Below are 18,389 nucleotides of genomic sequence, written 5' to 3'. Positions count from 1 at the left end.
GGCGTGTAATGCCAGACGACGCAGGTACGGCAAACCGACCCCATCGCACCTCTCGGCGACGCTTTCTCGGCTTGGGGGCAGCAACAGTTACCGCCGGGCTCGCCGGCTGTACCGGTAGTACAGCCGACACTGACGGGCCCGTGGCTGTCGCCTCGTTTTTCACGTTTTACGATTTCGCTCGGCAGATCGCCGACGGAACCGAACTGACGGTCGACAACCTCGTGCCGACCGGGCTCCACGGCCACGGCTGGGAGCCCGACCCGTCGATCACGCGGGACATCATCGACGCGGATGCGTTCATCACCGTCGGCCCCGACTTCCAGCCGTGGGCCGACCGGGCGATCCGGACCGTCGAGGACGACGGCGCGGATACCCACATGATCAACGCCCGCGAGGGGGTCGAGTTGATGGATCTGCTCGCCACCGTCGACGACGACGAGGAGATCGCCGGCGGGAAGGACCCACACTTCTGGCTCGACCCCTCGCTGGCCGGACAGGCCGTCGACACCATCGCCGACGGTCTCGTCGACGTCGTTCCCGACGAAGAGACCGCCCTCCGTGAGAACGCGGAATCGGTCAAAGCCGAGTTGGACAGCCTCGACGCCGAGTGGGAGGCGATCTTTGCGGCCGCCGAGCGGGATGTCGTCTTTCTGGCCGCCCACAACGCCTTCGCCTACGTCGGCGAACGATACGGGGCGACCATCCGCCCGCTCGTCTCGAACCTCGCCGCCGAGGGCGATGTCAGACCGGCCGATATGCAGCGCGCCGAGGACACGATCGCCGAGTACGATCTTACGGCCATCGGGGCGGCGGTCTTCGAACCCCGCCGACCCGCCACACAGCTCCGCGAGGAAACCGCCGTCGAGGCCTACTACCCCGTGACGCCGTACGCCGGAACCACCCCCGAATGGGTCGACCGCGGCTGGGGCTACTTCGAGATCGCCCGCAACATCAACATGAACACCTTCGAGCTACTGCTCGATGCGGGCGAGCCGGACGCCGGGTTCGACGCCGAATGGCGCAATTTCGAGTAATCAGCGATACCATGACACTACTCACACTCGACGACGTCTCGTTCGGCTACACGGCGAGTCCCGTCGTCAAAGACGTCTCACTCACCGTCGACGCCGGGGAGTACGTCGGCCTGATCGGGCCGAACGGCTCCGGGAAAAGCACGCTCCTCCGGCTGTGTTTGGGGCTTCACACGCCGGATGCGGGCCGCATCGAGCTGTTCGGCCATCCCGCCGACGAGTTCGTCGACCGCGAACGCGTCGGCTACGTCGCCCAAGACGTCACCGAAAACACGAAACAGATGCCGATCACGGTCGCCGAAGTCGTCCTGATGGGCCGGTTCCCACACACCGGCTTCGGTCGCGTCGGCAAACGAGACCGGGAGCTCACACAGCAGGCCCTAGAGACGGTCGGGATCGACCATCTGGCCGACCGGCGGATCACCAAACTCTCGGGCGGCCAGCGCCAGCGCGCCTACATCGCTCGCGCACTCGCAGGTGAGGCCGATCTGCTCGTGCTCGACGAGCCGACCGTCGGCGTCGACGCCGAATCGGTGGATGCCTTCTTCGAACTCCTTGCCGGGCTCAACGCCGACGGAATGACGGTGCTGCTCGTCGAACACGACATCGGAGCCGTCCTCGAACACGCCGATCGGGTGGTCTGTCTCAACCGCGAACTCTACTTCGACGGCTCGCCGACCGAGTTCGCCGACAGCGACGCCTTAGACAGGGCCTACGGCACTAACGTCCACCGCGGCGAGCGGGTGGAGCCGCGATGAGTTCCTCCCTATTGGTCGTGTCGGGCGCCCTCGGCGTCCCGTACGACGTCCTGTACTGGCTGCTCGAACGGTGGAGCGACGCCATACTCTTGGTCGCCGACCAGTTCGGCATCGGGATGCTCCAGTACGGCTTCATGCATCGGGCGTTTCTCGTCGGAATGCTGATCGCGGTGATGGCCCCCCTCATCGGGACGTTTCTCGTCCACCGTCAACTCGCGTTGATCGGCGACGCGCTGGCACACACCGCGTTTGCGGGCGTTGCGGTCGGGCTGTTCGTCAACGCCGTCCTCGGGGTTGGCGTCTCGCCGTACCTCACGGCCGTCGTCGTGGCCATGCTCGCCGCCCTCGCCATCGAGTTGATCTCGGAAGCGACCGACGCCTACAACGACGTCTCGATGGCGATCGTGCTGTCGACCGGCTTTGCGCTCGGCGCGGTGCTGATCAGTCTCAACTCGGGTGGGCTCGCGGTGGGAGTCAACCAGTACCTGTTCGGCAATCTGTCGACGGTCACCAACCAGAACACGATCCTTCTGGTGGGCTTGTTTGCGATCATCGCACTCGTCGTCGGGGTGACCTACAAACAGCTGTTGTACGTGACGTTCGACGAGACGGCCGCGCAGGTCGCAGGAATCAACGTCCGGTGGTACAATCGCGTGATGGTCATGCTGACCGCGATGGTGGTCGTCGGCGCGATGCAGATCATGGGCGTGATCCTCGTCGCGGCGATGCTCGTCGTCCCGGTCGCGGGGGCCACACAGATCGCCCGGAGTTTCCGTGAAGCCCTGCTCGCGTCGGTGGTGCTGGCCGAGATCGCGGTGCTCGTGGGGATCACACTCTCGTTCCAGTACGAGGCGACCGCCGGCGGAATGATCGTCCTCGTTGCCGTGGGGCTCTACATCGGGGCGGTGCTGTACGGCAAACTACGGTCGAGTCGGGCAGGGACCGTCGACACGGTGTCGGCCGACGAGCAAGCGACGGACGACCAGATGGCGGACTGATCCGATTTCGTTCGACGCCGCTGGCGATCACCGAGTCGGGTCGACAAGACGGGTACGGACTAGCAAATGAGGCTGTCGCTCGGCGATCGAGAGCTGCAGAACACTGTTCGAAGTGTTAGTCAGCGTTGGGAGCCAGCGGTTCGGACTCCGATTCCGCTTCGGCCTCGGCCATCGAGGACGTGATTCCTTTTGCCAGTTTGAAAACAGCTGCTTTGTGATCGGTCTTCGACTTGTGGATCGATGTCGGCTTGATGCCAAGGGTTTCGTATTCGGTGAGTTCGAATTCGCCTTCCCACATCTCACACTGAGTACGTACCTCGGCAAGCAGGCCGTGTAGGTGAATGAGCTCCTGCTTCTTCATGAGCAAACTCTCGTTGCGACCGGAGGGTTATAGTACTATCTTGAGATGAGTTAACAAGGAGTGTATCTATTGTGGCTATATAGCCGCCGAGCGACGGGTTGCCACTGATGAATGATGATAGTCCGCCAGGCTGTGCGGGCGATTCGGGCGGTTCTCCCCCCGGATTCGGCTCGCGCGCACCCCGGCAGTCGACGGCGCGCTAGGACTCCTGAAACTGTTTGACCGCTTCGAGATCCCGCTCGGTTCGGAGGAACTCGGCGAACCGGCGGGTCGCATGGCAGTTCGGACAGCTGAAGTTCGACCGCAGTTCCGGCGCAGTCGTCGGGTTCTTCTGCCAGTGTTTGCCACACTCCGAACAGTGGAGTTGGACGAAGGCTTCCTCCATGTCACCACATACCGCACGCCGAAGTGAAAACCTTGTGTGAAATGACGACTAAATGAATATATAGCTATTCGAATAGCTCGCCGTGGTCGACGTCGAGGAGTTCCTTGTAGCGGTTGCGGATCGTGACTTCCGAGATGTCGGCGACGTTACCGACCTCGCTTTGGGTCACCTTCTGGTTGGTCAGGAGTGCGGCAGCGTACACCGCGGCCGCCGCGAGGCCGACCGGCGATTTGCCGCTGGTGATCGAGGCCTCCTTGGCGCCCCGCAACAGCGAGCGGGCCTCGCGTTCGACCTCGTCGCCGAGATCGAGTCGGGAGACGAACCGCGGGACGTACTGCTCGGGGTCGGCGGGCTGGACCTCCAGTTTGAGCTCCCGAACAACGTAGCGGTAGGTCCGGGTCATCTCCATCTTGTCGACCCGCGAGACGGCGGTGAACTCGTCGAGGCTCCGCGGGGTGCCCATCTGCCTCGCCGCCGCGTACAGCGAGGCGGTCGCTACCCCCTCAATCGAGCGGCCCGGCAGCAGGTCCTCGTCGAGTGCCCGGCGGTAGATCACCGAGGCAGTCTCGCGGACGGCCTTCGGCAGCCCCAACGCCGAGGCCATCCGGTCGATCTCGCCGAGCGCCTGTTTGAGGTTGCGCTCCTTGCTGTCCCGGGTGCGGAACCGCTCGTTCCACGTCCGGAGCCGCTGCATCTGGCGGCGCTGGTTCGACGACAGCGACTTGCCGTAGGCGTCGCGGTTCTGCCAGCCGATGTTCGTGCTGAGCCCCTTGTCGTGCATCATCTTGGTCGTGGGCGCGCCCACGCGTGACTTCGAGTCGCGCTCGGCGCTGTCGAAGGCGCGCCACTCGGGTCCCCGGTCGACGGCGTCGGCCTCGACGACGAGCCCACAGTCCCGGCAGACGGTCTCGGCGTGCTCCTCGTCGGTGATCAGGTGGCCCTCACACTCCGGACAGCGGTGTGTCTCCTCGCTCTCCCGGTTGTCTGTCGGTCGTTCCTCGGTCCTCGCGTACTGTTTGATCGTTGTATCGCTCATAGTCTCCCCCGGATGCTCCCACGCGCCGGAAAAAAGAGGGCAGGTGGGTTTTCCTAACATATTGTAAGTTTTCAGGGCATATAAACTTTTGTGTGGCTTGCGTCATCGAACCGCACGACAGCAGCCGGATTTACCGACTGCTGGGTCGATCGCGTCGACAGTGGGAACAATCGAACGAATAAGAATCTGACGCCACCCACGCGGGTGGGTTCCGTCGACTGGTTGGGGGTTCGATAATTCCTGCAGCAGCGCCCAAGGGATTATGTGCTGACAGAGAGAAAATCGACCAGAATGTACGACGAGATCCTCTTTCCGACGGACGGAGAGCCGGCCTCGCAGGCGGCCCTCGACCATGCCGTCGAGTTGGCCGAGCGGTACGATGCGCAACTGCACGTGCTGTACGTCGTCGATACGGCAGCCTATGCCTCGTTCGACGCCGGGGCCGAGACGATCGTCGGCGCGCTCAAAGAACAGGGCGAGGCCGCAGTCGAGTCGACCGTCGAGACGGCCGAAGACGCCGGTGTCCGAACGGTTTCGACGATCGTCTCGGGATCGCCACACGAAGAAATCGTCGAGCACGCTGCCAGCGAAGGGGCCGATCTGATCGTGATGGGGACCCACGGCCGCACCGGGCTCGACCGGTATCTCCTCGGCAGCGTCACCGAACGAGTGGTTCGGACTGCCGAGACACCCGTACTCACCGTCCATCCGTCCGACGACGCCCAATGACCGGTCGTAGTACGTAGCAATGTACGACTGGCTCACCCACCGGGCGGCGGCGACCCCCGAAGCGCTGGCGTTGATCGACACCGACACCGACACCCGGTGGTCCTACAGCGGCCTCGATGCCGCCGTCGACGAGACGGCCGGTCGGCTCGCAGCCCTCGGGATCGAGCCCGGCGACCACGTCGGGATGCTCATGGAGACCCAGCTGTTGTCGATCTGTCTCCTCCATGCGGCCCAGCGGTTGGGGGTCCGACTGGTCCCCCTCAACGACCGGCTGACCGCGGCCGAACTCGCCGGCCAGATCGACCACAGCGATCTCTCGGTGGTCGTCTGTGGGGCCGACACCGAACAGCTGGCCGTCGAGGCCGCCGGCTCGACGCCCGTGGCCTCGGTCGACGACCCCCAGTGGGCGGAGGTCCAGTCGTTTCGTGCGGTCGAACCCGAACCGATCGACCCCGTCGATTGGTCCCGTGACGACCCCCAGTTGATGGTCTACACCTCGGGGTCGACCGGCGAGCCGAAGGCGGTCGTTCTCACGATGGGGAACCTGCTGGCCAGCGCGACGGCCTCGGCGTTCCGACTCGGGGTCGACCCAGACGACCGGTGGCTGCTCACGCTCGCGTTCTACCACGTCGGTGGGCTCGCCCCCGTCTTCCGGTCGACGCTGTACGGGACGGCGGTCGTCCTGCGGTCGGGGTTCGATCCCGGCGGTGTCGCCGACGACATCGACCGCTACGACGTCAGCATCGTCTCGCTGGTGCCGACGATGCTCGCCGAGATGCTCGAACGCCGGGGGACGCTCTCGGAATCCCTGCGGGCGGTGTTGCTCGGCGGTGCTCCCGCGCCGGACTCGCTGCTCGAGCGCTGCCGCAACTACTCGGTGCCGGTGTTCCCGACCTACGGGATGACCGAAACCGCCTCCCAGATCGCCACCGCCCGGCCGGCGGCGGCCTTCGACCGGCCCGGCACGGTCGGCCGGCCGCTGCTGTGGACCGGCCTCACCATCGTCGACGACGAGGGGCAGCCGGTCGAGACCGGCGAGCGCGGCGAGATCGTCGTCTCGGGACCGATGGTCGCCGCCGGCTACTACGGCGACGTCGACGCCAATGTCGATGCCTTCGGCGAACACGGGCTCCACACCGGCGACGTCGGCTACCAGACCGAGGACGGCTCGCTGTTCGTCCTCAACCGGCTCGACGACCGGATCATCACCGGCGGCGAGAACGTCGACCCCGGCGAAGTCGTCGCCGTCCTCCGGAACCATCCGGAGATCGACGCGGCGGCCGTCGTCGGCGTCGACGACGACAAATGGGGCCAGCGGGTGGCCGCGCTCGTCGTCCCGAAAAGCGAGACGCTCTCGACGGCGGCCGTCGAGGCCGCCTGCCGCGAGCGGCTGGCCGGCTACAAATACCCGAAACAGATCGCCTTCACCGACGCCCTGCCGCGGACCGCCTCCGGAACGATCAAACGACCGGCCGTCCGCGACCAACTGGCGGCCCTCGCCGACGAACCGGTCGACGCCTTCCCGTCGGACGCTGCCGACTCCGAGCCCGCAGTCGACGAGCCGACCGGCGACAGCGCAGCCATCGAATCGGGCGACGAGTCGGCCGACGACCGGTCGGCCATCGAATCGAGCGGCGACCAGTCGGCCGTTGAACCGAGCAGCGACGAGTCGGTCGACGAACCCCCCGACGAGCCGAACCAGTAGCCCGGCGGTGGGGTCGACGCCGGGGCAGCAGGACCGGCGGCAACGCCGGCAGCCGAAAGCCGGCTAGTCGTGGCGAGTGAGACAGGTCGACAGGCCGATCAGCTCGACTGGTTCGGAGTTGTCGGGCGAGTAGACCACCATCTGGCCTTTCTCCATATACGGGACCTTCGATTGGAGGGTCGACGGGATGTTGACGCTGTTGATCGCGTCCTCGTCGCCGAGATTCAACACGAGCTTTGTGTTGATCTGTTTGAACACCGAGTCGGCGATGTCCTGTGGGTCCTGCGTGATCAAAAACAGCCCAAGCCGTTCTTTCCGACCCTGTTTGGCCGCCTCGGTGAACTTCTGGATCACCTTTCGGGCCTGAACGGTGTCGGCGTCGGTCAGGAAGTTGTGAGCCTCGTCCATCCCGAGGACGACCGGCGTCTCCTTGATCCGGTCGCTGTCGGGGGTGTTCGAGAGCTTGTCGTCGATCAGATACGCCGACACCGCCAGCACGAACAGCTCCTTGGCCCGACTCGAACTCAGGTGGTAGGTCGGAATGACCGTCAGCCCACCGGGCCGAACCAGCTGGTGGTCGAGATCCGTAATGGGTTTCGCCGACTGGTCGAAGATCCCCGACGGCATCCCGAAGACCCGGCGTTTGACCGCATCGAAGGTGGCCTCGTGGACCCGGCCGGACTCGTCGAGTTCCTCCTTGAGCGCGGGATCGTCGAGGAAGGTTTTGAACTGGCCGTAAGTGCCGCTGTCGCCGTACTGGCGGAAAAAGCGGTTCAGTAGCCGCCTGAGCGCGGCGTACTGGTTCTCGTTGAGGCTGCTGCCGGCGACGAGCCACGGGCGCTGCCGAGTCATCGAGAACGGAATCGTGAACTCGATGCGCTCGGCACGGTGGTTCTCGCCGGCGTAGCTGGTGCCATCCTCCTTCGGGACGAGCGCGATCGTGTCGTCGACACCCCCGTAGGCGATCCCTTCCCGGTCCAGTTTGCGGGCGTAGGCACTCCCTAACTCCCCGTCGTCGTGCATCTGGGCGTACTCGTCCTGCGGGTCGAACTGGACGACCGCCGGGCGGACGGTGCGGCCGTCGTCCATCGGGTAGGCCCGCTCGGCGTCGAGATACTGCCGGAGGACGTTCTTCGAGGCGTGAGTCTTCCCCGAGCCGGTGCCGCCGGCCACGAGGGTGTGCCGGAAGACCAGCGGATCGCCGGCCTCGTAGTCGTCTTTGAGACGATAGTCGATCGTCGGCGGGCTGGCGGCGGTCTCGACCTTCTCGCCGCCGACCGAGAGATGGCCGAGGAAGACGCCCTCGCCGGGGATCTTGAGCCCGGTTTTGATCTCCTCGCTGTCGGTGGCCTCCTGGACCACGGCTCCCGGTTTGGGCACCCGGTCGGTCATCCGGCGTTTGAGTTCGGCCTCGCCGTCGTCGTAATCCTCGTAGAGCACCGCGACCGGTTCGAGTTCGGCCATGAACTTGTAGTCGCGTTCCTCGATCCCCGACTGCCGCATCATTCGACGGGCGTGGATCTCGGTGGCGTCGTCGGCCTGAAACTCCTGGGCGTATTCGAGACCGACGATCCGGCAGAACAGCGTCTCGTCGTCCGGATACGGGACGAGCAGGTATTTGCCCAGCCGCACGGACTCCCGATTGCCCGCGGTGACGAACGCCCGGAGGACGGTGTCGTCGGCCTCCTCGGCGACGCGCAACCCCTCGGCGACCGACAGCGCCCCGAGGCCGACGTCCTCGCCGTCGACTTCGACCGACAGTTCCTCAAACTCCTCGTCGTCGACCCCCGGTCCGGTGGCGTCGGCCGGCTCCTCGGCCGCGTCGTCGGCCGCATCCGCGGCGTCGGCCGCGTCCTCGTCGGCCGCCCCCTCCCGTCGGTCGTCGACGGGCTCGTCGGGCGTAAAATCGTCCAGACTCATACGGTACCGACGGTCTGCCGGGCGTGTAAACCCTTCCCCCGACCGACTGGTGTCGACAGCCTACTTATCATCGAAGGCGTATAGCCGGCTATGGCCGTCATCAAATACGAAACCGCCGACGGGCCGATCGAGTACCGCGTCGACGCCAACGACATCACCTACGAGGAGGACACCGACCACTGGCGGGTGAAAGCCGGCGAGGAAAACGGGCGGGACGTCTACGAGATCATTCCCCGAGAACGGGTGTTTTCGGTGAAGGTCGCCGGCGCACGGAAGGGGACCATTCTGACCCGCACGGGTTAGCGACCGTCAGGCGAAGTCACGCCGCATGGCGATCTCGAACCACGGACAGAGTCGGAGTTGGCGGTACCACTGTGGGTTGTCGTGGAGGTGTTCGTAGTCGACCCACAGCAGCCCGGCGATCTCCGCTTCGTCGGGGTCGAGCGTCGTGTCTTCGAGGGTGACCTTGAGGACGGCACAGACCTCCCACTCGACACCGGCGTTCTCGTAGTAGCGTTTGTACTCGAAGCGGTCGGTGAGTTCGACCTCGTCGTACTGGTCGGGCGTGACGCCGAGTTCCTCTTCGAGCCGCTGGATCGTGGCTTCGGCTTGGCTCTGACCCTCGACGGGGTGGGAGGCGACCGTCCCATCCCAGTGGGTGTCCCAGAGCCGTTTGTCGGGGCTGCGCTGGGCCAACAGCAGGCGGCCCTCGCTGTCGAAGACGAGACACGTAAACGCCCGGTGGCGGATGCCGTCGCCCGTGTGGGCGTCGAGTCGGTTGACGAGTTCCTGTTCGGTGTCGTCGGCGTCGACCGCGATCACGTCCTGTCCGGCGTTTTCGTGTACGTCGCCCCCGGCGTCGTCGTCGGCTGTCATACCTACACCATACCCCAGCGGGCTAAATAAGCGTTCGATACGCGCTGGCTATCCGAGCCGCTCGTCGAGGATCAGCCGCGTCGTCGTTCCCTTGACCTCGTTGAGTTCGCGAGCCCGCGTAATCAGTCCGTTGACCGCTTGGGTGTCGACACAGTCGACCACGAGCACGATGTCGTCCTCGCCGGAGACCTGCCAGACGAAGTCGACCTCCTCCCAGTCGGCCAGCCGCTCGGAGACCGCGCTCGTATTCACGTTCATGTCGACCGAGACCTCGATCATCGCCTTGACGTTGCCCGTCTGGGTGGTGACCGTAAACCGCTCGATGATCCCCTCCTCGGTCAGCCGGTCGACGCGGTTCCGGACGGTCCCCTCGCTGGTCCCGACGCGGTCGGCGATCTCGGTGTAGGGGGTCCGTGCGTCCCGGCGAAGGATCGAGAGGATCTGTCGGTCGAGGTCGTCCATGCTGACCCCTGCGGTCGGAGCGGGTTAGTGATTACGAATTTCGTAGCGAACCTTCGAACGACGCACTTAAGAACGAAGAAGGATACGTAACTCGTAATGTCGGACGCCTACATCGCACTGGCCGATGGCCGCGTGCTCGAAGCCCGCTGCCGCGCGCCGGGTCGCACACGCGGCGAACTGGTTTTTACGACCGCCTATACGGGGTACGAGGAGAGTCTCACTGACCCCTCCTACGAGGAACAGGTGCTGACCTTTTCCTACCCGCTGATCGGCAACTACGGGGTCCGGGCCGACCGCTTCGAGTCCGGTCGCGTCCACCCCCGAGCCGCCGTCGCCCGGGAGTTCACCGAGGACGTGGCGACGTGGCTCGAAAGCGAGGGCGTCCCGGCGATCGACCACATCGAAACCCGCGATCTCGTCACCTCCATTCGCGAAGAGGGTGCGATGAAATGTGGGATCGCCGCCGGCGAGGACGTCACCCCCGAGGACGCCAAGGCCGAACTCGCCGACTGTAAGGCGATGAGCGACCACGTCGACATCGGCTCGCAGGTCACCACCCCCGAGCCGACAACACACCTCGGCGACGGCTCCTACGACGTCGCCCTCATCGACTGCGGTGCGAAAGGATCGATCATCGACTCGCTCAACGAGCGCGGCGCGGACGTTCACGTCCTGTCCTGCGAGGCCAGCGCCGCCGACGTCCGCGAGGTCGAGCCCGATATCCTCTTCATCTCGAACGGCCCCGGCGATCCGGCCAACTTCGACAACGCCCAGTCGCTCGTCGAGGAGTTCGCCGGCGAGGTGCCCGTCGCGGGCATCTGTCTCGGCCAGCAGATCGTCGCCCGTGCCTTCGGCGGCGACACCGAAAAGATGGCCTTTGGCCACCGCGGCGTCAATCAGCCGGTCCGTGATCTCGATTCGGGCCGCGTGGTCATGACCACCCAGAACCACGGCTACACCGTCTCCGATCCGGGCGAGCTGTCGGTCAAACAGATCAACGTCAACGACGACACCGCCGAGGGGCTCGCCAGCGAGGAACTGGACATCATCACCCGCCAGTACCACCCCGAGGCCAACCCCGGCCCCCACGACTCGCTGGATTTCTTCGACGATGTGCTGGCGATGGCCGACGAGAACGAACCCGTCGCCACGGCCGACTGAGCAGCGCTGCGGACTGATTTCTATATTTCACCGACCGGTAGCGTTCGTTTACCGCGTGGATAGACACTCGCTACCGGTCGGTAGACGTCGACTACCGGTCGAGCTCTTGGTAGGGACCACTGGTCGACCGGCTACCCGTCGCCGTCCGGGCTAGTCGTCGACCGGCGCGTCGCCCGTGTCGTCGACCGGCTCGGCGGATGGCGTATCCGTGGCGTCGTCGGCCGACTGTTGGTCGACGATCGCCTCGGGGAGTGGGGTGTCCGGATCGCGGAGCTGCTCGACGGTGAGCAGATCGGCGTAGTCGACCAGCCGGCGGATAGCGACCCCGGTGAGGAAGCCTGCGATGCCGATCGAGAGCGTAAACAGCAGGCTGAACACGAGGGCGATCCGAACGCGGTCGGCCATGCCGAACCCCGAGGCGAGCCCGTAGGGAGCGTTGATCATGTAGCCGAACACCGGGAAGAAGACGATCGACAGTGCCGGTAGCGCGCCGTCGTTGGCGTAGGCCGCTAGGGCAGTGAGGATCCCGAGGAAGATCGCCGGCGCGACGAAGAAGACGAGTTGCGACTGGCTGATGACCCCGGTGACGGCGTAGCTCGTGAGCACGACGAACACCGCCGCAGTCGGTACGTAAGGGTTGATCGCGGCGGATTTGGCGACGACGTAGACGGCGGCGATCACCGACAGGACGAACCCGCCGGCGGTCGCCAACTGCATCGCCTCGCTGCCCCCTGCGGAGACGTACTCCGCCCAGACGGTCGGTACCGCGAGCGTGCCGAAGGCCGCGACGGTCAACGCGGCCGCGATCCGAAACTGCAACGCCGCCGCTGTCCGGTCGCGACCGAGGAAAAACCGCCGGACCGAATCGGTCATAGTGGAATGTGTAAGACAGGATTTATAAAGATTCGTGTCCGATTCTGGCGGCTGATAGCCGGCGCGAACCGGCAGTCGTTTACAGGTCGACCGTCCAGCATCGGTATGAGCGAGACGCTTGACTCGGAGCTCTATCAGCGGACCAAGGCGCTGTTGGAACCCGGCGAGATCGAACTGGTCGGGCTGATCGTCCACACCGATCTGACGAGCGATCAGGACCTCGAAATGCACGAGCTTACCGTCGATCTCAACGACATCATCGCCGACCACGCGGGCAAAGGCGAGACGTATATTTACGCCGGCAACGACGACACCGACTTCTCGTCGAACCAGTTTCAGGGGCTGACGGTCGACGACGAGGCGTTCGTCTGGGAGTGCCAACAGCTCCTCCGGGAGGGCACCTTCGACCTCGTGTTCTACTACGAGGCGACCGCCGACCACGAGGCGATCGTCGAGGCGGTCGAGGCTCTCGGCCACGACGTGACGCCGGTCCCCTGAGAGGATCGCCGTCGGCGGGACCGACCGACAACCGAGAGCCAGTTTCCCCTCGTTTAGTTATCAGTATTGATAGAATCCCCGAGAGGTATATACGTTGATAGCAGGTATCGGGGGCCATGGCAGTCGACGAGGCCGATGTCCCCGGGCAGGCCGAGTCGGGCACCGGGTCGGCCGAGCCGTCGCCGACCGACGAGCCCCGCCGAGCGGTCGAACACGCCGCCGAGCGGGCCGGTCGCCTCCATGCGTACGTCGAATCGCTCCGCGATCCGTCGACCACGCCGGTCGTCAAAGGGGTGTGGTCGTGGGAGCACTACAAACGCGCATACTACTACGAGCCCGACGGCTCGCCGCCGCGGGTCGACGGCGAAGTCGTCCCCTTCGACGAGGGCGAGGCGCTGGGCTTCGACCCCGATTCCCTCGGTTCGATGCTGGCCGGCGGCGCGGAGACCGCCGAGCGACTGGCCGACCTCGTCGACGAGCGGACGGTCGACGTCCACGACGACCTCGACGAGGACGCCTTTTTCACGACCGACGAGGGGTCGACGACGCTGGTGAACCGCTACGACCTCGAAAAGGCGGTGCCGATCGAAAAGAAGACCCACTTCACCGAGGTCGAGCGCTACTGGGTCAACGAGCCCTACGCGTTCGTGATCATCTTCCGGTCGACCAAGGAAAACGAGACGAAATACTACGTCGTCGAGCCCTACCGCAACGAGATCGAGACCGATATCGCGACCTTTCTGACCGGCAAGCTCCGGACCGCGATCAAGTACGGCGAACAGGGAGCCGAGGCCGCCGACACCGAGGCCCGCCGGGCGGTGATCGAAGCCGAGACCGACCGACTGTTGGCTCGATACGGACTCTACGACGCCGGCAGCGACCGCTCGGCGATCGAGCGGCTGGCCGATCTCCCACCGGTGGTCGTCGACCGGCTCAACGGACTGTTGGACCGCACCGAAGCCGTCGTCGAGCGGTTCGAAGAGCCCATCAGCCAGCTGGAAGGGCTGTTCGACGATCTGGAAACCGACGAGGAGACCACCCCCTCGCGGGCTGCCGGCACCCACTACGGCGAGCATCTCGCCTCGCGGGACCGCAGCGGCGGGACCGACGACCGGCCGCCGCTCCACGAGCGGCTCGTCCCCGACCGGCTCGACCCCGAGGCCTACCGCGTCGACCTCGATCCCGACAGCGAGGTGGGCGAACTGCTGGCGAGCGTCGGCCTCGCCCCCGCAGAGGAGACCGACGACGCGACCGGGGAACTCGACGGGATCGCCGCCCGGCCCGAGCCGGCAGTGCTCGCCGAGGACCCCGAATCGCTCACCGAGTATCAGGTCGAAAAGCTGCTGTACTACCTCCAGCGAGACTTCCTCGGCTACGAGCGAATCGACCCGATCAAACACGACATCAACGTCGAGGACATCTCCTGTGACGGCTACAACTCCCCCGTGTTCGTCTACCACTCCGGCTACGAACAGATCATCACCAACGTCATCCACGGCGAGGGCGACCTCGACGACTTCGTCGTCAAACTCGCCCAGCGCTCCGGCAAGGGCGTCTCCAAGCGCAGCCCGCAGGTCGACGCCACCCTCCCCGACGGCTCACGGGCCCAGCTCACCCTCGGCAAAGAGGTCTCGGACCACGGGACCAACTACACGATCCGACAGTTCAAGGAGGTCCCCTTTACGCCGGTCGACCTCATCAACTGGAAGACGTTCTCGCTGGACCAGATGGCGTTCCTCTGGCTGGCCATCGAAAACGACAAATCGCTCATCTTCGCCGGTGGGACGGCCTCGGGGAAGACCACCTCGCTGAACGCGGTCTCCCTGTTCATTCCATCGAACACCAAGATCGTCTCGATCGAGGATACACGCGAGGTCGAACTCCCCCAGCGCAACTGGATCGCCTCGGTCACGCGACCGTCGTTCACCGAGAGCGACAAGGGCGACATCGACGAGTTCGACCTGCTGGAGGCCGCCCTCCGGCAGCGACCCGACTACATCGTGATGGGCGAGATCCGCGGCGAAGAGGGCCGGACGCTGTTTCAGGTCATGTCGACGGGCCACACGACCTACACGACGTTCCACGCCGACTCCGTGGGGGAGGTGCTCAAGCGGTTTACAACCCAGCCAATCAACGTCTCGAAGACGATGTTCTCGGCGCTCGACCTCGTGTCGATCCAGACGTCGACCCGCGTTCGCGGCAAGAAGGTCCGCCGGACCAAATCGCTCACCGAGATCAACCACTACGACGCCGAGAACGACGAGATCAACGTCCAAGACATCTACCAGTGGCAGGCCGAGGGCGACGAGTTCCTGAAGATGGGGACCTCGAATACCCTCGAAGAGATCAAGTTCGACCGCGGCTGGACCGACGCGGAACTCAAAAGCGAGCTGTTCGAGCGCCGGCTCGTGTTGGCCTACCTGATCGACCGCGGGCTCAACACCTACACGCAGGTCGCCGCGACGGTGCAGGCCTACATCAACGACCCCGATACGATCCTCGCGCTGATGGCCAACGATCAACTGGAAGCGAGCCTCGAAGACCTCCGGGAGATGGAGTCCGTGTTGATCGACGTCGACCCCGAGACCGAGGCGTTGGTTCCCCGGCCCGATCCCGGCGAGGAACAGCAGGCGATCGCCACGGAGATCCTCGAAGCCGGCGAGGAACTCTTCGAGGAGTACCGCGGCCGAGCGGGCGCCTCGATTAGCGAGGCCCTCGACGGGATGCTCGATGTCCCCGAAGCGGGGTCCGATGCCACGGGACCGGATCCCGATGCCGCAGGACCGGACCTCGACGAGGCGGCCGGCGTCAACGGCGCGGAGAGCGAGGGATCGAAGACGGATCGTCACGCAACCGACACCCCCACAGCGACCGAAGACAGCGAGGTCGACGAGCCGGCCGAGGCGGCCGACAACCCCTTCGACGCCTATCTCGACGCGGAGGGAGAGCCGGTCGAGGAGTCGTCGCTCGTCGACCCGACGGAGCCGTCGGCTGACGACGAGGCGTCGGCCGAAGGATGGGGGATCGACGGGGTCGACCCCGACGAGGAGGGGTAGATGAGCCTCGAAACCGGCGGGCCGCAGCAGGAGACCGACCCGCTCGCCGACGCCTTCTACCCCCTCTACCGGCTGCTGTTTGGCGAGAACAGCGACTTCGCCGGCGACCTCGAAACCAAACTCACCGAGGCCCGGATGGGCGATACAGTCGAACACTACCTCTCGCGGGCGCTGGGGGTCGGCGTCATCGTCGGTGGGGTGTTGTGGCTCGTCGGGACGCTGCTGGGCTACGGGCTCTTCGCCTTCGGACTGGTCGACCCCTCGGGGCTGAGCCTCGGGATTCCGGTCTCCTCGCCGGCGGTCGCCGAGTTGCTCCGGGCGCTTGTCGTCCCGGTGACCGTCGGGTTGGCGGGGATCGTCTTCGGGAGCGTCGGTTTCAGCCTCGGATTCGGCGGGCTGGTCGGGTTGCCGTACATGCGCGCGGGCGAGCGCAAACGGAACATCAACATCCTGCTGCCGGATTCGATCTCGTTTATGTACGCGCTGTCGGTCGGTGGACTCAATCAGTTGGAGATCCTCCGGGCGATGGCCGCCGCCGAGGACACCTACGGCGAGGTGGCTCGGGAGTTCCAGAGCATCGTCAACGAGACGGAGTACTTCGGGACGGACTACCGCAACGCGATCCGCAAACAGTCCCTGGAGACGCCGAGCGATCCGCTGGCGCAGTTCCTCACCGACATGCTGTCGATCGTCAACAGCGGCGGCGACATGGAGTCGTTCCTCAAGGACAAGAAGGACGCCCACATGCGGACGGCCAAACAGCAACAGGAGATGACCTTAGAGACCCTGGAACTGTTCGGCGAGATGTATATGACCCTCTCGCTGTTTCCCCTGCTGCTCGTGATCATTCTGGTCATCATGAGCATGCTGGGCAACGCCGACGAGCGCCTGCTGTACGGCACCGTCTACGCGCTGATCCCGCTGATCGGGGCGGCGTTTCTCGTCCTCGTCTCGACGGTCAAACAGGACGACCCCGGCGACGGCTACCTCCGACCGCAGACCGGCAGCGACCGGCTGGCAGCCTCAACCAACGACGGGCTGACCCACATGGGGATCGTCGAGGGGTTCGTCGGCCGGTTCCGGGTGTTCGACCGGATCAGGGCCGCCGAGCGCGACTACCGGCTCAAACAGGTGGTTCAGGCTCCGCACCTGTTTTTCCGCGACCGACCGCTGTTCACACTGGCGCTGACGGTGCCGGCGGCGCTTTTCGCAGTCGGGGTGGCCGTCGGCACCGGCCGGGCCCCGGTGACGATTCCGGCGTGGATCAACCGGCCCGTCTGGAGCACCTTCGTCTGGATCTACCTGCCGGCGTATCTGGTGTTCGTTCCGCTGGGTGCGTTCTACGAGTGGAACGTCTACTCGCGGAACGCCATCACGAGCAAGCTCTCGGAGACCCTTCGGAAGCTATCGAGCGCCAACGATACCGGCCAGACGCTCCTTGAATCCATTATGACCGTCGCCGAGACCTCCAGCGGCCGGCTGGCCGAGGAGTTCGAGGTGATGTACGCCAAGGTGAACTACGGGGTGAGCCTCCGGGCGGCGTTCGTCGAGTTCAACAACAAGTACCACCTTCCCCGACTGGCCCGGACGATCAAGCTCATCACCGAAGCCCAAGAGGCCTCCAGTGAGATCACCGACGTGCTTCGAACGGCGGCCCAGGCCAGCGAGAACGCCGACGATATCGCCCGCGAGCGGCGCTCGCGGACCCGAATGCAGGTCGCGATCATCCTGATGACCTACCTCACGCTGTTGGCGGTGATGGCGATCCTCCAGACCCAGTTCATCGACGTGATGGCCGGCCTCACCGAGCAGGCCTCGGGCGGCGGCGGCCAAGCCAGCGGCGGCCAGGAGTTCGCCGAGGGCGTCGACGCCGACCTCCTCTCGCTCCTGTTCTTCCACGCGGTGACGATCCAAGCGGTGTTGGCGGGGCTGATCGCCGGCTACATCCGGACGGCGAAACTGCTGTCGGGCGTGAAGTTCGTCGTCGGCCTGCTGACGATCGCCCTCGGGGTCTGGGTGGTGGTCGGATGAACCGTGCCCAGACGGTGATCGATTTCGGGGTCGGCGCGGGCGTGTTCATCATCGCCGTCGGCGTCGTCTTCGCGTTCGTCCCCGCGATCTTCGAGCCGTTTTCGGGGGCCGCCAGCAGCACGCCGGTCGTCGCCGACCGGGCGGTCGACCACCTTTCGGGGTCGCTGCTGGCGGCGGACCCCGCGGCCCCCGGCACCCTGTCGCCGGCCTGTACGGCCGCCTTCATGAACGCGACGAACGTCAGCGGCGCTGACTGCGGGTTCGACGCCGCCACACCGGCGACCGAACTGCTGGGGATCGGCGACCGGGAGGTCAACGTGACGCTCCGCCACCCCGCGGACCCACCGCGGACCGGCCCCCCGGTCGACGGCAGCGACCTCGATTCGGTGGCGTTCGATGGGCCGCTGACGCGGGAGGCCGGTGGGTCGACGCCGACCGACGTCACGGTATCGAGCCGGATCGTCTCGATCGAGGACAGCCAGTACCGACTGGTGGTGAAGGTGTGGTAA

18 protein-coding genes are annotated in these 18,389 nt (G+C 65.5%); 11 read left to right on the top strand and 7 right to left on the bottom strand.

What is annotated here, in order from left to right; genetic code table 11:
• Positions 1–8: 8 nt before the first annotated feature.
• From NKJ34_RS08865 to NKJ34_RS08855, 3 genes are read left to right on the top strand one after another with little or no spacing between them, the layout of a single operon-like run.
• Positions 9–1,034, top strand: a complete 1,026-nt coding sequence (locus tag NKJ34_RS08865; RefSeq protein WP_253737931.1) for a metal ABC transporter substrate-binding protein — start codon at positions 9–11, stop codon at positions 1,032–1,034.
• A gap of 11 nt (positions 1,035–1,045) precedes the next feature.
• Positions 1,046–1,789, top strand: a complete 744-nt coding sequence (locus NKJ34_RS08860; protein ID WP_321169448.1) for a metal ABC transporter ATP-binding protein — start codon at positions 1,046–1,048, stop codon at positions 1,787–1,789.
• Positions 1,786–2,787 (top strand): metal ABC transporter permease, encoded by a 1,002-nt coding sequence (locus NKJ34_RS08855; RefSeq protein ID WP_253737929.1) that lies wholly within the window; start codon positions 1,786–1,788, stop codon positions 2,785–2,787. The genes NKJ34_RS08860 and NKJ34_RS08855 overlap by 4 nt, the downstream gene beginning before the upstream one ends.
• Before the next feature lie 115 nt (positions 2,788–2,902).
• On the opposite strand, the gene NKJ34_RS08850 is transcribed toward NKJ34_RS08855, so the two are convergent.
• From NKJ34_RS08850 to NKJ34_RS08840, 3 genes are all read right to left on the bottom strand, one after another.
• Positions 2,903–3,148 (bottom strand): UPF0058 family protein, encoded by a 246-nt coding sequence (locus NKJ34_RS08850; RefSeq protein ID WP_253737928.1) that lies wholly within the window; start codon positions 3,146–3,148, stop codon positions 2,903–2,905.
• Between the two features lie 199 nt (positions 3,149–3,347).
• The gene (locus NKJ34_RS08845) at positions 3,348–3,533 is read right to left on the bottom strand and encodes a DUF7836 family putative zinc-binding protein (protein ID WP_253737927.1); all 186 of its coding nucleotides are present in this window, start codon (positions 3,531–3,533) and stop codon (positions 3,348–3,350) included.
• Between the two features lie 64 nt (positions 3,534–3,597).
• Entirely contained in the window at positions 3,598–4,569 is a 972-nt protein-coding gene (locus NKJ34_RS08840; protein ID WP_253737926.1) for a transcription initiation factor IIB, read from the bottom strand.
• Positions 4,570–4,860: 291 nt separating this feature from the next.
• On the opposite strand from NKJ34_RS08840, the gene NKJ34_RS08835 reads away from it, so the two are divergent.
• Together NKJ34_RS08835 and menE are read left to right on the top strand one after the other, a co-directional pair.
• Positions 4,861–5,298, top strand: coding sequence for a universal stress protein (locus NKJ34_RS08835; RefSeq protein WP_253737925.1), 438 nt, complete (start codon positions 4,861–4,863; stop codon positions 5,296–5,298).
• A gap of 19 nt (positions 5,299–5,317) precedes the next feature.
• Positions 5,318–7,003: an o-succinylbenzoate--CoA ligase gene (menE, locus tag NKJ34_RS08830; protein WP_253737924.1), complete on the top strand. Its 1,686-nt coding sequence runs from the start codon at positions 5,318–5,320 to the stop codon at positions 7,001–7,003.
• A 63-nt stretch (positions 7,004–7,066) separates the two neighbouring features.
• On the opposite strand, the gene NKJ34_RS08825 is transcribed toward menE, so the two are convergent.
• On the bottom strand, positions 7,067–8,923 hold the full coding sequence (locus tag NKJ34_RS08825; RefSeq protein ID WP_253737923.1) for an ATP-binding protein: 1,857 nt from the start codon (positions 8,921–8,923) through the stop codon (positions 7,067–7,069).
• A 90-nt stretch (positions 8,924–9,013) separates the two neighbouring features.
• On the opposite strand from NKJ34_RS08825, the gene NKJ34_RS08820 reads away from it, so the two are divergent.
• The gene (locus NKJ34_RS08820; protein ID WP_253737922.1) at positions 9,014–9,226 is read left to right on the top strand and encodes a hypothetical protein; all 213 of its coding nucleotides are present in this window, start codon (positions 9,014–9,016) and stop codon (positions 9,224–9,226) included.
• A gap of 6 nt (positions 9,227–9,232) precedes the next feature.
• Here the strand turns inward: NKJ34_RS08820 and NKJ34_RS08815 are convergent, their stop codons facing one another.
• Positions 9,233–9,799, bottom strand: a complete 567-nt coding sequence (locus NKJ34_RS08815) for an NUDIX hydrolase (protein ID WP_253737921.1) — start codon at positions 9,797–9,799, stop codon at positions 9,233–9,235.
• Between the two features lie 48 nt (positions 9,800–9,847).
• Positions 9,848–10,261 carry an Lrp/AsnC family transcriptional regulator gene (locus NKJ34_RS08810; RefSeq protein WP_253737920.1) on the bottom strand — a complete coding sequence of 138 codons (414 nt, stop codon included), beginning with the start codon at positions 10,259–10,261 and terminating at the stop codon, positions 9,848–9,850.
• 96 nt (positions 10,262–10,357) lie between these two features.
• Between NKJ34_RS08810 and carA the strand changes: the two genes are divergently transcribed.
• Positions 10,358–11,422 (top strand): glutamine-hydrolyzing carbamoyl-phosphate synthase small subunit, encoded by a 1,065-nt coding sequence (gene carA, locus NKJ34_RS08805; protein ID WP_253737919.1) that lies wholly within the window; start codon positions 10,358–10,360, stop codon positions 11,420–11,422.
• 150 nt (positions 11,423–11,572) lie between these two features.
• On the opposite strand, the gene NKJ34_RS08800 is transcribed toward carA, so the two are convergent.
• The gene (locus NKJ34_RS08800) at positions 11,573–12,295 is read right to left on the bottom strand and encodes a DUF8071 domain-containing protein (RefSeq protein ID WP_253737918.1); all 723 of its coding nucleotides are present in this window, start codon (positions 12,293–12,295) and stop codon (positions 11,573–11,575) included.
• Positions 12,296–12,400: 105 nt separating this feature from the next.
• Between NKJ34_RS08800 and NKJ34_RS08795 the strand changes: the two genes are divergently transcribed.
• The 4 genes from NKJ34_RS08795 (at position 12,401) to NKJ34_RS08780 (ending at position 18,389) form a co-directional block, all read left to right on the top strand.
• Positions 12,401–12,793, top strand: coding sequence for a DUF5778 family protein (locus NKJ34_RS08795; RefSeq protein WP_253737917.1), 393 nt, complete (start codon positions 12,401–12,403; stop codon positions 12,791–12,793).
• 116 nt (positions 12,794–12,909) lie between these two features.
• Positions 12,910–15,849, top strand: a complete 2,940-nt coding sequence (locus tag NKJ34_RS08790) for a type II/IV secretion system ATPase subunit (protein WP_253737916.1) — start codon at positions 12,910–12,912, stop codon at positions 15,847–15,849.
• Entirely contained in the window at positions 15,850–17,880 is a 2,031-nt protein-coding gene (locus tag NKJ34_RS08785; RefSeq protein ID WP_253737915.1) for a type II secretion system F family protein, read from the top strand.
• Positions 17,877–18,389: a DUF7287 family protein gene (locus NKJ34_RS08780; protein WP_253737914.1), complete on the top strand. Its 513-nt coding sequence runs from the start codon at positions 17,877–17,879 to the stop codon at positions 18,387–18,389. The genes NKJ34_RS08785 and NKJ34_RS08780 overlap by 4 nt, the downstream gene beginning before the upstream one ends.

Source organism: Halohasta salina (genome assembly GCF_024178165.1).
Taxonomy (GTDB): Archaea; Halobacteriota; Halobacteria; order Halobacteriales; family Haloferacaceae; genus Halohasta; species Halohasta salina.
Note: the sequence above shows the minus strand (reverse complement) of the source record. Positions and strands in the feature narration are given on the sequence as shown.

Bases quoted from the DNA above. Each gene is read 5' to 3' on its own strand.
- NKJ34_RS08865 (WP_253737931.1), top strand. From the start codon at position 9: ATGCCAGACGACGCAGGTACGGCAAACCGACCCCATCGCACCTCTCGG.
- NKJ34_RS08860 (WP_321169448.1), top strand. From the start codon at position 1,046: ATGACACTACTCACACTCGACGACGTCTCGTTCGGCTACACGGCGAGT.
- NKJ34_RS08855 (WP_253737929.1), top strand. From the start codon at position 1,786: ATGAGTTCCTCCCTATTGGTCGTGTCGGGCGCCCTCGGCGTCCCGTAC.
- NKJ34_RS08850 (WP_253737928.1), bottom strand. From the start codon at position 3,148: ATGAAGAAGCAGGAGCTCATTCACCTACACGGCCTGCTTGCCGAGGTA.
- NKJ34_RS08845 (WP_253737927.1), bottom strand. From the start codon at position 3,533: ATGGAGGAAGCCTTCGTCCAACTCCACTGTTCGGAGTGTGGCAAACAC.
- NKJ34_RS08840 (WP_253737926.1), bottom strand. From the start codon at position 4,569: ATGAGCGATACAACGATCAAACAGTACGCGAGGACCGAGGAACGACCG.
- NKJ34_RS08835 (WP_253737925.1), top strand. From the start codon at position 4,861: ATGTACGACGAGATCCTCTTTCCGACGGACGGAGAGCCGGCCTCGCAG.
- menE (WP_253737924.1), top strand. From the start codon at position 5,318: ATGTACGACTGGCTCACCCACCGGGCGGCGGCGACCCCCGAAGCGCTG.
- NKJ34_RS08825 (WP_253737923.1), bottom strand. From the start codon at position 8,923: ATGAGTCTGGACGATTTTACGCCCGACGAGCCCGTCGACGACCGACGG.
- NKJ34_RS08820 (WP_253737922.1), top strand. From the start codon at position 9,014: ATGGCCGTCATCAAATACGAAACCGCCGACGGGCCGATCGAGTACCGC.
- NKJ34_RS08815 (WP_253737921.1), bottom strand. From the start codon at position 9,799: ATGACAGCCGACGACGACGCCGGGGGCGACGTACACGAAAACGCCGGA.
- NKJ34_RS08810 (WP_253737920.1), bottom strand. From the start codon at position 10,261: ATGGACGACCTCGACCGACAGATCCTCTCGATCCTTCGCCGGGACGCA.
- carA (WP_253737919.1), top strand. From the start codon at position 10,358: ATGTCGGACGCCTACATCGCACTGGCCGATGGCCGCGTGCTCGAAGCC.
- NKJ34_RS08800 (WP_253737918.1), bottom strand. From the start codon at position 12,295: ATGACCGATTCGGTCCGGCGGTTTTTCCTCGGTCGCGACCGGACAGCG.
- NKJ34_RS08795 (WP_253737917.1), top strand. From the start codon at position 12,401: ATGAGCGAGACGCTTGACTCGGAGCTCTATCAGCGGACCAAGGCGCTG.
- NKJ34_RS08790 (WP_253737916.1), top strand. From the start codon at position 12,910: ATGGCAGTCGACGAGGCCGATGTCCCCGGGCAGGCCGAGTCGGGCACC.
- NKJ34_RS08785 (WP_253737915.1), top strand. From the start codon at position 15,850: ATGAGCCTCGAAACCGGCGGGCCGCAGCAGGAGACCGACCCGCTCGCC.
- NKJ34_RS08780 (WP_253737914.1), top strand. From the start codon at position 17,877: ATGAACCGTGCCCAGACGGTGATCGATTTCGGGGTCGGCGCGGGCGTG.